The 12,190-nt window shown below is 34.6% G+C and carries 13 protein-coding genes and 1 other annotated feature; of the genes, 7 read left to right on the forward strand and 6 right to left on the reverse strand.

What is annotated here, in order from left to right:
- Positions 1–32 precede the first annotated feature (32 nt).
- On the forward strand, positions 33–461 hold the full coding sequence (locus NEH75_RS09215; RefSeq protein ID WP_055244192.1) for an EamA family transporter: 429 nt from the start codon (positions 33–35) through the stop codon (positions 459–461).
- Between the two features lie 41 nt (positions 462–502).
- Here the strand turns inward: NEH75_RS09215 and NEH75_RS09220 are convergent, their stop codons facing one another.
- From NEH75_RS09220 to NEH75_RS09230, 3 genes are all read right to left on the reverse strand, one after another.
- Complete coding sequence (locus NEH75_RS09220; protein WP_055304192.1) at positions 503–1,936, reverse strand: alanine/glycine:cation symporter family protein; 1,434 nt, start codon at positions 1,934–1,936, stop codon at positions 503–505.
- Between the two features lie 158 nt (positions 1,937–2,094).
- Positions 2,095–2,511 (reverse strand): hypothetical protein, encoded by a 417-nt coding sequence (locus NEH75_RS09225; RefSeq protein ID WP_055244188.1) that lies wholly within the window; start codon positions 2,509–2,511, stop codon positions 2,095–2,097.
- 73 nt (positions 2,512–2,584) lie between these two features.
- The gene (locus tag NEH75_RS09230) at positions 2,585–3,433 is read right to left on the reverse strand and encodes a DegV family protein (protein ID WP_055244186.1); all 849 of its coding nucleotides are present in this window, start codon (positions 3,431–3,433) and stop codon (positions 2,585–2,587) included.
- Between the two features lie 160 nt (positions 3,434–3,593).
- Between NEH75_RS09230 and NEH75_RS09235 the strand changes: the two genes are divergently transcribed.
- The 3 genes from NEH75_RS09235 (at position 3,594) to NEH75_RS09245 (ending at position 6,680) form a co-directional block, all read left to right on the forward strand.
- Entirely contained in the window at positions 3,594–4,046 is a 453-nt protein-coding gene (locus NEH75_RS09235) for a YaiI/YqxD family protein (protein ID WP_055244185.1), read from the forward strand.
- Positions 4,047–4,187: 141 nt separating this feature from the next.
- Entirely contained in the window at positions 4,188–5,645 is a 1,458-nt protein-coding gene (gene cls, locus NEH75_RS09240) for a cardiolipin synthase (RefSeq protein ID WP_055244183.1), read from the forward strand.
- A 24-nt stretch (positions 5,646–5,669) separates the two neighbouring features.
- A complete protein-coding gene (locus tag NEH75_RS09245) occupies positions 5,670–6,680 on the forward strand; it encodes an aromatic acid exporter family protein (protein WP_262948802.1) in 1,011 nt (336 codons plus the stop codon).
- Between the two features lie 26 nt (positions 6,681–6,706).
- Here NEH75_RS09245 and NEH75_RS09250 read toward each other — a convergent pair whose 3' ends face one another.
- Complete coding sequence (locus NEH75_RS09250) at positions 6,707–7,855, reverse strand: DEAD/DEAH box helicase (RefSeq protein ID WP_055275753.1); 1,149 nt, start codon at positions 7,853–7,855, stop codon at positions 6,707–6,709.
- Between the two features lie 56 nt (positions 7,856–7,911).
- Positions 7,912–8,064, reverse strand: coding sequence for a hypothetical protein (locus NEH75_RS09255; protein WP_172676242.1), 153 nt, complete (start codon positions 8,062–8,064; stop codon positions 7,912–7,914).
- Positions 8,065–8,207: 143 nt separating this feature from the next.
- On the opposite strand from NEH75_RS09255, the gene NEH75_RS09260 reads away from it, so the two are divergent.
- Positions 8,208–8,489, forward strand: coding sequence for a DUF503 domain-containing protein (locus NEH75_RS09260; protein WP_262948804.1), 282 nt, complete (start codon positions 8,208–8,210; stop codon positions 8,487–8,489).
- A 96-nt stretch (positions 8,490–8,585) separates the two neighbouring features.
- Positions 8,586–9,731: an AI-2E family transporter gene (locus NEH75_RS09265; RefSeq protein WP_055304184.1), complete on the forward strand. Its 1,146-nt coding sequence runs from the start codon at positions 8,586–8,588 to the stop codon at positions 9,729–9,731.
- 391 nt (positions 9,732–10,122) lie between these two features.
- Here the strand turns inward: NEH75_RS09265 and NEH75_RS09270 are convergent, their stop codons facing one another.
- The gene (locus tag NEH75_RS09270) at positions 10,123–10,272 is read right to left on the reverse strand and encodes a hypothetical protein (RefSeq protein ID WP_162492327.1); all 150 of its coding nucleotides are present in this window, start codon (positions 10,270–10,272) and stop codon (positions 10,123–10,125) included.
- A 237-nt stretch (positions 10,273–10,509) separates the two neighbouring features.
- On the opposite strand from NEH75_RS09270, the gene NEH75_RS09275 reads away from it, so the two are divergent.
- On the forward strand, positions 10,510–11,862 hold the full coding sequence (locus NEH75_RS09275; RefSeq protein WP_055304182.1) for an MATE family efflux transporter: 1,353 nt from the start codon (positions 10,510–10,512) through the stop codon (positions 11,860–11,862).
- 63 nt (positions 11,863–11,925) lie between these two features.
- Positions 11,926–12,159: a binding site (T-box leader), on the forward strand.
- Positions 12,160–12,190 lie beyond the last annotated feature (31 nt).

A 12,190-nucleotide genomic window follows, 5' to 3' on the forward strand; every position in this document is an offset into this window, starting at 1 on the left:
TCATCCCGTAGCGTGAGAGAGGATGGTTTTATATGGCTCAGTGGTTAATTTTCGGTTTGCTTGCAGCGGTTAGTGCCAGTTTTGTTACTATTTTTACGAAACTCGGGATTCACCATTTAACCCCTACGTTAGCAACCTCAGTTCGAGCGATGATTATGGCCGTCTTTTTAGTGATTGTTTCTGCAACCAAAGGGGACTTCGGACACTTAAAAGAGTTGGTGACCTACAAAAAAGATTTTGGTTTCTTAATTTTAGCAGGAATTTCAGGAGCTTTATCCTGGTTGTTTTTAAATATTGCTCTAAAGACAGGAAAGACGTGGCAGGTGGCACCGATTGATAAATTATCGGTTGTGATGACAGTCATCGTATCTATTTTAATTTTCCAAGAAGAAATAACACTTAAAGGAATCATCGGCGTTATTTTAATTGCGGCGGGGTCATTATTTGTTGCCTTAGCCTAAGCAAAAAAACAGTTCTAGATAGACTAGAACTGTTTTTTTGCTTACTTCCATTCATCAACGTTTGTTAAACCTTCGATGTCAGACGCTTTAAAGATAGGATTTTTAACTCCTTGTTTCTTTTGATCAGTATAATTTTTTAAGGCTTTAAATGCAAACTTACCTAATAGTAAGATTGCGATTAAGTTAACAATCGCCATAAATGACATAAATAAGTCAGCTAAATCCCAAACGATTGCGACTTTTGTCAATGAACCAAAGATAATCATTCCAACTACGATAATACGGTAAGCGACCAACCAGAATTTTTTTGCACTCATAAATTCGATATTTGACTCACCATAGTAGTAGTTCCCAATAATTGAACTGAATGCAAATAATAAAATACAGAAGGCAACAAAGTAGTTACCGATTACGCCAATTTGTGAGGTTAAAGCTGCTTGTGTTAACTGAATTCCTGTTAAGTCTGAATCCGCATAAATTCCTGATAATAAAATCACGAATGCTGTACAGCTACAAATTAAGATGGTATCTGTGAAGACTCCAAGCGTTTGAATTAAACCTTGTTGAACGGGATGGTTAACTTCTGCTGTAGCAGCTGCATTTGGGGCAGATCCCATCCCAGCTTCATTTGAGAATAACCCACGTTTAACCCCTTGAATGAACATGACCCCAAAAGCACCTGATGCGAATGAGCTGAAGTCAAAGGCATTAGAAACGATTAAACTGATCATTGCTGGAATTTTGGTGATATTTAACGCAATCACTAAGAGGGCTACTAACACATAAGCAACGGCTAACACTGGGACGATAATTTCAGAGACTTTAGCAATACGTTGAACTCCTCCAAAAATCACGGCAGCTGTTACAATGGCTAAGATAATTCCCATGAATAATTTATCCATACCAAATGCTGTTTGGAATGCTTCTGTAATCGTATTTGCTTGTACGGCATTAAAGACAAATCCAAAAGTGATTGTAATTAAAATTGAGAACAGTAACCCTAACCAGCGTTTGTTTAATCCTTTTTCAATATAATAAGCTGGTCCACCACGATAAGCTCCTGACGCATCTTTCACTTTATAAATTTGCGCTAATGTACTTTCGACAAAACTTGAAGCTCCACCAATTAACGCAATGATCCACATCCAGAATACTGAACCAGGCCCTCCAACAGCAATTGCTAAGGCAACTCCTGCAATATTTCCTGTTCCAACACGTGAGGCAGTACTAATACAAAAGGCTTGGAAAGATGAAACCTTTCCATCTTTTGATGATTTTCCAACGCCATCCCCTAATAGCTTAATCATCTCTTTTATCATTCTAAATTGTACAAATTGCGTTTTGAAAGTAAAATAGAACCCTGCGATTAATAATAAAATAATTAATAAGTATGTTCCGATGTACGTATTCCCAAAACTAATCAAATCGCTTAGGAATGCTAACATACGTTCTCCAATAAGTTGTAATTTTTCCATAATGAGCCTCCTTTGTCTGTTATGTCTACATCATTTTTTGACACTCCGAAGATAAGTATACCGTAAAATGTAGAATAATGGAATAAAAGTGAAGTTAAATGAAAAAAATAGAAAATTAAAAAAGACCTCTAGAAAAAAGTTCTAAAGGTCTTTCATCATTAGCATTTAAATGGTTCGAATCCCGTAATAATTAACGTTGCCCAATCAGAATTATCTGTTGTTTGCCAATTGAATTTAACGTTTAATTTTTTTAACCAGGCATTTAATCCTGTGGCTGTTTTTCCATCTGTAGCCGCTTGACGACCGAATGTTTCTTTAATGTACTCTAATAATTCTTTTTGTTGTGTAGCATCTAATTCAACTTCAACTAATGATTCCATGTGATCACGTACGATGGCATAAGACGCTTTATCATCACGATATAAATCATTAACTAATAATTGACGTTCGCGATTTAACTCTAAAATCACTTGTTTAATTTCTTCATGGTTATTTAAATATTTCTTAGCAATGTTCATCGCTTGAATTTCTTGATCGATTTTTACAATACGCTTTTCAATAGCTGAACTCTTCATAATCTCACTTCGCATTTCTAATAGTTTTTCTTAGCTTTTGCATTATATCATTCATTATGAGTCGTCGCAATCATTATTTTACAAAATATGCAATTCCTATACTACCAGGGCCTACATGACAACCAATGACCGGTCCAATGGATTGAATCTGAATTGGCGTATTTAGTTCAGATTCAATTTGTTTGGCCAATTCTAGACCTTCATCTTCACAACTAATATGATGCACGAAAAGACCTCCTAGTTCATGACCATCAAGGTCTTCTTTTAATTTGTTAATCATGCTTAGAATAGCTTTTTTCTTCGTTCTCACTTTTGTAAATACTGTCGTTTCACCATTTTCAACGGTTAAGATTGGTTTGATTTGAAATAGATTTCCAAGTAGAGCGGAAGCCCCTCCAATTCGGCCACCTTTCTTTAGATAATCTAGGGTGTGTGGTGTGAATAAAAAACGACTGTTATGTTGCACGGTGTGAATAAGCGATAAGATTTCTTCTAAAGATGAGCCTGATTGGGCTGCTTTAGCAGCTTCCATCACGATTAGCCCCATTTGCATACAGTTCGTTAACGAATCAAAAAGTTCAATTTTTGCATCTGGATTTGTTTCGAGGATTAAATTTTTAATCAAATGTGCACTTGAATACGTTCCACTCATTTTAGAGGAAAGAAAAATTCCGAGTACCTCATGTCCTTCGTTCGTTAATTGCTCAAAGGCAGCTAACATTTCATCTGGACTTGGCTGAGAAGAGGTTGGAATGGCTGAAAGGTGAGGGAGTTCCTGATAAAACTCATCTAGATTTATTTCTACTTCTCGTTTTGAGGAGGTATCCGTGATAATATTAAGAGAAATAATGGTGATATCGAGTTTTTGACGAATAGATTCAGGAATGTATGATGTACTATCGGTAATAATTTTAACAGACATATGAGGCCTCCAATCATGTTTGTGTTAAATAGGATTTATTGATAAGGTTAATTATATCCGATGTAATCTGAAAAAATAAGGTTTTTCACAAATTTCCCATTAATTTTTTGAATATAGCAGAAATGAATCGAATTAAAGCTGTGAAATAGGAGTGAAAGAAATGAATATTTATATTGATGCCGATGGATGTCCTGTCGTGAAGGAAACTATTAACGTCGCGAAACAATTTGAAATTCCAGTGATTATTATTTGTGATGCTGCTCATTATTTTATGCATGAGGGAGTTCAGACGATTACAGTCATGCCAGGCTCAGACGCGGTGGATTATGAAATTATTAATCGATTACAACCGGGTGATTTAGTCATTACACAAGATTATGGCTTAGGTGCGCTTGTATTGGCCAAAAAAGGTTATGCGATGAATCAAAATGGCCGTACATATGAGGATCATAATATTGATCAGCTATTATTTACCCGTCATCTTTCGTCCAAGTTACGTCAATCTGGTCAGCGTTTAAAAGGACCAAAGAAACGAACGAGAGAAGATACGCAACAATTTATCTTAGCTTTAAGCAATTTTCTTAAATCAACACAAGAAGGGCAGTCACATTAGCCCTCTTACCAAAAGGCGAAATTTAAGGTATAATAGGAAAGCTTATGTTTTTTCATGGATCATGATAAAATCACGCAAAGGAAGGAAAAAGCTCATCTTTTGAGATTGGATACGAAGAGGTGAGGGATTGGAGGTTTGTTCATGATTGCTTGGATGATTGCGTTATCACTTATGGTGATACAAGTTCTTAACTTATGTACGATTTTAGTTATGATTTTTCGTCGAAGAGATGAACCGATTTATATTATTGCATGGACAATGATTATGACGTTTATTCCGTTTATCGGTTTCTTATTGTACCTTTTATTTGGACATGGACCGATTATTAAAGAAAAACGAACATTTTTAGATGCCATAGAAGAACACTACTATCAACAAGCCGTTGATTCACAACTTGAAATGATGGATTCGGTGTCAACAATACCATCATCCTATATGTCTTTAATAAAATTTAACTTAAATTATAATCGTAGCATTTTAACGCGCCATAATACGCTAGAGTATTTTAGCGATGCGAATGATAAATATGAACGTTTACTATCCGATATTGAACAGGCGCAGGATACGATTAACGTCCTGTATTTTATTATTCGTGGTGATGAAAGTGGAAAAGCTTTAATTAAGACTTTAGCTAAAAAAGCTCGTGAAGGTGTTAAAGTTCGCTTAGTTTATGATGATGGAGGAAGTTTTATGACGCCTTCATCAGTTTTTAAACCTTTAAAGGAGGCTGGAGGAACTGTTGTCAAACATTATCCCGCTAAATTTAAGATCTTTACATTAAATTGGAATTATCGAAATCATCGGAAAATTGTCGTGATTGATGGGACCATTGCCTATTTAGGAGGAATGAATATTGGTGATGAATATTTATCGAAAAATCCTAAATTTACGCCTTGGCGTGATGCGCATCTGCGAGTCACAGGGGGAGTCGTCCAATTGTTACAGCTACGCTTTTTTAAAGATTATGCGGCTGTCATTGAAGATGTCTCTGATTTAAATGAGGTGGAATCAAATATTGAGCGTTATTTCCGCTCCGTTTCATTGGATGAAGATGAGACATTTATGCAACTGGTTTGTGATGGTCCTGACCAAAAAACAGATCATATGCGTGCTGCCTATATTAAATTAATTATGACGGCAAAAAAAAGTATCTGGATTCAATCACCTTATTTTATTCCAGATAGTGAATTTTTACATGTTTTAAAAATAGCTGCCCATTCAGGAATTGATGTTAAAATTATGATTCCCGTCATTCCGGATAATCATTTTGTTCATCGAACGACAACATCGTATATCAAAGAGTTACTCGAAGCGGGAATTGAGGTATACTTTTACGAAGGATTCTTACATTCGAAAATTATTATCATTGATCAAGAAATGGCAACGGTGGGGTCAGTTAATATGGACGTTCGTAGTTTTAGTATTAATTTTGAATTAGCTGCTTTTATTTATAACGATACGATGGCTAAACAATTAGTGGAGCAGTTTAAATTTGATCAAAAAGATTGTCGTCGCTTAGACTTTGAATACGAACAAAGTAAATCATGGTTTATGAAAGCAGAAGAATCTGTTTATCGACTACTTTCAATGTTAATGTAAGAGAGAAAAAAAAGGAGATAAAAAATGAAACATAAATTAGGTATGCGTACGATTAAAACGGCAATTGGTGCGACCATTGCAATTTTAATGGCCCAGTCATTAGGGTTAAAATACGCCTTATCAGCAGGGATTATTACCGTCTTAAGTGTTCAAAATACCAAGAAAAAATCGTTAGAAATTGCTCTTTTACGATTAAATTCGACGCTGCTTGCGTTAGGAATTAGTTGTATTTTATTTTTGTTATTAGGGTTTCATCCAGTTGCCTTTGGTATCTACTTATTAATTTTTATTCCAATAGCTGCTCATTTTAAATTAAGCGATGGGATTGTTGTGAGTTCGGTTTTAGTCACCCATTTACTAGGTGAGGGGTATGTTAATTTGTCGCTCTTAATCAATGAATTGATGCTGATGCTCATTGGAGCAGGAATCGCCTTAATTTTTAACTTATATATGCCAAAAATGATACATCAAATTAAGAAGGATCAAGATGACATTGAGGAACACTTACGTACTGTTTTATTTTGTTTAGCAAATACGACGAGAAGTCAATCGGTGTCAATTGACGAAGAAGCTTTATTTTTATCATTAGCGAATCGTTTAGAAATAGCACGGCTTCGTGCAGAACAAAATCGTCAAAATTACTTATTTGATGAGATGACGTATTACGCACAGTATATGGAGATGCGCACGATGCAATATCACGTCTTAACGAATATGCGACAAACGCTTGGAAAAGTAGTCATGACACTTGAACAGTCAATCATGCTAGCTGATTTAACTGAACATATAGCAATGAGTTTACATGAATTCAATACAGCTGATGACTTGATTAAAAAGACAAAAGCAGTCTTAACGAGTTGTCGAAATCAAGAGTTACCAAAAACTCGTGAAGAGTTTGAAAATCGTGCGATGCTATTTCAATATTTGAATGATGTGATGCATTTGCTTGAAATTAAGCGCCAATTTATTGCGAATTTAACAGATGAACAAGTTCGAAAATTTAATCCGTATGCGCTTGAAGAAGCTATCAATTAAAAAAGATGACGCCAAGGTCATCTTTTTTAATTTGAAGCAGCAGAAATAAACTTTCCATGGCTCACTTTCATTTCTTCAAATTGAATCTTAAATTTCTTTTGATATTTTTTTAACGTACTTAAATCTTTATCTGTTACGATACAAATTGACTTACCTGAGGCGTTTCCTCGAGCTGTACGTCCAGCACGATGTAAATATTCATTTGGATTTGATGGACAATCTAAATGAATGATATGGGTCACTTCAGGAATATCTAGACCACGAGCCGTTAAATCTGATGAAATTAATAATTTAATTTTTCCGCTACGGAAGGCATCTAAGGCGCGTTTGCGTTCTTCTTTCTTAATGTTTCCACGCATCATAAATGTTTCTTTTTGGTGATAATTTAATTTTTCTGCAATTTCTTGCATTGAATCATTTTGATTAACAAAGATTAAAGCACGTTGTGGTTCTTCAGCGACAATTAATTTACGTAGTAATTCAAATTTATCACGTCGATCACCTTTTAAGTAGAAGTGCTCAATATTAGGATTCATTTCTACTGTCTCAGCTGTTTTTAAAACCACCGGCTCTTTCATCAATGATTTGGCTAATTCTAAAGTATTATCACTAATTGAAGCAGAGAATAGACATAATTGTCGATCGCGTAATGTTGTTTTAATGATATCTTGAATCGTTTTCGTATTCGTATTATCTAATAAGCTGTCCGCTTCATCTAAGACAATTGTTTTAATCGTATGGGCTGTAATTTTTTTCTTTTTGATTAATTCAAGAATACGTCCTGCTGAACCCACGATGAAGTGAGGTTTTTCTTTAAGCTTTTTAATTTGTTTTTCAATGTTTGCTCCCCCAATAATTGTCGTTGATGTGACAGGTTCACCTGAATTAGCAGCTAGTAATTTAATTTGAGCATCAATTTGCATGACTAATTCGTGAGTGGGAGCTAAAATTAAAACTTGCATTTCACGTTTACTACTATCAATCAGTTGGAAAAGTGGCGTCACAAAAGCTAATGTTTTCCCACTTCCTGTATGTGATTGTGCAATCACATCTTGACGTGATAAAATAACGGGAATGGCTTCCGCTTGAATTGTTGTCGGTGTTGTAATGTTTTGTTTGGCTAAACCTTCAATTAATGAAGGATTTAGATTAAGAGTTTCAAATGATAAAGACATAGTCATCCTCCTTTTATCGTGTCATTTGACGGTTGGCTTAAAAAGGTTGGCTCGTCTTATTTATCGAATAATCCGCCACCTTTATGTTGTTTAATGCGTTTACGTGCTTCACCAATTTGTTTGTCAGGGCGTTTTAATTTATCTTGTTGTTTCGTTTTTTGACGTTTTTCTTCAATGATTTTTTTCATTAAATCCATATTTGTTGCCATAATTTGTTCTCCTACACATAAAATAATGATGTTAAAATTTTATTAACTCTCTTATTTTATAATATTTAAGACGTTTTATCTATTCTTCATGATCGATTTGTCGAAAAAAGTAAAGGTAATTTCAAGAATGCGAGGTATTTTTAATGAAAATTGGTTGTTTAGAAATTAAATTAGGTGCACCTTGGGTCCATAGTTTAAAGGAAAAGCAAATGATTGTAAGAAGTTTAGTGGCTAAAATTCGAAATACGTTTAATGTGTCGGTTCATGAAATCGATGATCATGATGTTCATCAACAGATTGTTTTAGGCATTACGACCGGTTCGAATTCAACAGCACAGCTTCAATCTGTTTTGGATCAGGTCATTAATTTTATTGAATCAAATTATGAGGTAAGTATCGATGAAATACAAATTGATATTTTATAATGTAGAATAACGGTAGAATTTTGGCACCTTAAATTGTAAACTTTAGTATAAGATAGTATAATTTGTTGTATTATGTTGTACTAAAGGAAGTGCTGTATGAATCGAATGAATAACCTCTCGCTCTCTTTTTTTAAGGGATTATTGTTTGTTGGAATGGCTTATCTTTTGATTAAAGTCATTGATCATTATGAAGTTTTATTTAATGGCATCAATGGAATGCTGGCAACCATTTGGCCCTTTTTGCTTGCCTTTGTTTTGGCTTATGCTTTTAATCCCATCATTGTGTTTTTAGAAAAAAAGTTTAAGTGTCAGCGAACAGTAAGTATTGCAGTAACGTATATTGGTTTATTACTTTTTTGCTATCTGGGTGCGAGTTTTTTATTTCCAGTTATCTATCAAAGTTCAAAAGATTTAGTTTCACAAATTCCTGGCTTTGCCAGTGAGATTCAGATTTGGCTAACCAACTGGACAAGTCAGTTTAAACAGATAGATGTTAGTGATTTAGCTGCAATTCAGGATCAAATCTTAAGAATTATTCCGAAATTAACGGATGTTTTAACGAACTCCTTAACATCTGTTATTGGGGTGATGTATCATGCGCTCATGGGGACAAGTAACGTTTTATTAGCATTTATTATTAGTATTTATGTGTTACTTGAGAAAGAAAAGTTTAGTTCAATCACAAGAAAATTAGTTAGTATTATCTGTCGACCTAAGCTAGCGACGCATGTTTTTCATATGGCTTACTTATTTCATTCAAATATTGGTAAGTATCTAATAGGGAAATCCATTGATTCTTTATTTGTTGGGATTTGTGCGGTGGTTGGTTTATCTTTAATGGGAGCCAAATATGCGTTGTTACTCGGTGTTATTTTTGGAATTACGAATATGATTCCTTTTATTGGACCTATTTTCGGGACATTGATTGCGGTTGGAATTAACTTTTTTTATAGTCCCTTCGTGGCTTTAATGATCCTCGTCTTTTTGTTAATTGTTCAACAGGTAGAAACTTTAATTATTGACCCTAAAGTTGTCGGACAAAAGATGGGGCTTAACCCCTTTCTTACGCTATTAGCTGTGACAATCGGTGGAAAATTTATGGGAATGATCGGAATGATTTTAGGTGTACCCATCATGGGAGTGATTAAGCTTTATTTTACTCAATTTATTGATCAAGAGTATGAGAAGTTATATCTGTCCCCTCAAAAACAAAAAGAGGAATCGCTTGAAGAAGCAGTATAAATTTCTGCTTCTTTGATGATTCCTTCAGAGAATACGCGTAGTAGGTTAAACGCATAACTTTTAGTAACTGATGACTAGTCTAGAAGTTATGCGTTTTTAATAAACAAAAACAATATAATTATATAATAAAAAATTTAGATAATTCTCTAATAGTGTTGGGATTCAATTAATTAGAAAATGAAGAAGATATGAAGCACTAATGATTTTTAGAGGTAAGGACAATAGGCAAATAGTCGTTAGAAATGATCAACTATGTCATTGAGTCACTAGTCTTCTGATGATTAAGGATGAAAGAGGCTTCGATTTTTCTGTATTTAAAGTGAAAAAAAGCGATAGACCCATTGAATGTCTATCGCTTTTTTAACTTTAAGATGTAACAGAGGCGAATGATTTAACCTAAAATACCTGCTTTACGTCGTTTACTTTTTCCTTTTTGTCCTTTGACCATTTCACGACTTGGTAATAATTGTGCCTTTTGATTGGCTGTCGCTTGTTTTTTTTGTTCTAATAATGCTTTAATTGATTGTTTGGTTTGACTCATCATAGATGCTCCTTTCTAACACATTTTATCTTCATTCTATCGAAAAATGATGTTTTTGACTAGTCTTCTTCATAAAAAAGACTTGATTCTTTCAAGAAAATTAGATATAATGTAATGGATATTGTAAAAAATAGATATTTTACTATAAGTGTTGAACCCCCACTTTGAACAAACTTCAAATTGGGGGTTTTTGTATGCAATTTTTAAGAAAATCAGTATGTTAGAAAGAGGGATTTTATGACAGAAAATAAACGATTTTATAAGCGATTGTTAATTCTAACGTTACCAATCGTCATTCAAAACTTAATTACAACCTCATTAAATATGTTAGATACCTTAATGATTGGTAATCTTGGTGAGGTCCAGTTAGCTGCTGTTGGAGTTGCCAATCAATTTTATTTCTTATATAGTTTACTTGTGATGGGAATAGGTGCCGGGTGTTCCATTTTAATTGCCCAATTATGGGGGAAAAAAGATGAAGAGAAAATACATTCGGTTCTAAAACTTGGTTTAATCGGAGCCATTGGCTTTGCACTTGTTTTTATGATAATTGGCTTCTTTGCTTCAGAGACGATTATTGGATTATTTAATTCAGATACGGAGGTTATTCGTCTAGGAAGTGACTACTTACGTATTTCTATTTTTAGTTATTTTGTCTCAGCCTTGTCGTTTGTTTACGCCGGGGCGTTACGAAGTATTGGAAATAGTGCTTTACCCATGTGGGGGAGTTTAGTTGGGTTAGTGATTAATGGTGTCTTAAATGCTATTTTAATTTTTGGTTTATTAGGGGCTCCTGCCTTAGGTGTTTCTGGAGCGGCGATTGCAACATTAATTGCACGTATTGTTGAATGTTTAATTATTTTAACGGTCGTTACGTTAAAAGTTAAGCCGCTTCGTTTGTCATCTAAAGATTTTAAACACATTGAAATACCGATGGTGAAACTTCTTTATCAAACAGCTTTACCAGTTGTTTTAAATGAAGCTTGCTGGGGGCTGGCGAATATTACCTACACGATGATTTATGGTCATATTGGAGTGAATGCTATTGCCACGACGCAAATTACATCAACGATCATCAACTTATTTACCATTGTCATCTTTGGAATGGCACATGCCTCAGTCGTTATCATTGGGAATGAAATTGGAGCTAATCGTGAGGAAGAAGGAATTACCTATGCGAAAAAAATTATTCGTTTAGCTGTGGTGGTTGGAATTATTATGGCGATTACTTTAGCCGTGTTAGCTCCGTTCATTGTTCAAGTGTATAATGTGTCTGAAATGGTTCGTAACGATGCGATGAAGATTCTAATGATTTATGCTATTTTTATGTTACCGCGTGTTTATAACGGGGTTCAAATCGTCGGAATTTTACGCGGAGGGGGCGATGCTAAGTATGGTTCGATTGCTCAAGGATTATCGATGTGGCTAGTCGGAATTCCACTTGCTTTCATTGCAGCCTATGTGTTTAAATGGTCCATTTCTTCAGTAATTTTTTTATCGACATTTGAAGAAGTCTTACGTTTCTTTATTTTACGACGTCGTTTTAAATCAAATAAATGGATTAATAATATGGTTAAAGATATGGCTTAAAAACGTATTATTACAAAAATAGCTTGTCAGAGACACAATTTCCCGTTATAATAGTAAAAAATAGCAAAGATAACGAGAAGAAAGAGTAAATTTAGACGAACTTTTTAGAGAGCTGATGAGGGTGGAAATTCAGTAAGGATCGTTAAATTGAAGCAGTCTTTGAATCGCGCACTGAGAAATAAGAGAACTCTTAATGTAGGTGTAGCCGTTAACTCACGTTACGAGTTTCGAGTGGGTCAGATCACTATGATGTGGCTTATGAGGGTGGTACCGCGAAGCTAAACCTTCGTCCCTTTTGGGATGAAGGTTTTTTTTATGTGCGCCCGGC

The organism is Turicibacter sp. T129 (assembly GCF_025594975.1).
Lineage (GTDB): Bacteria > Bacillota_I > Bacilli_A > MOL361 > Turicibacteraceae > Turicibacter > Turicibacter bilis.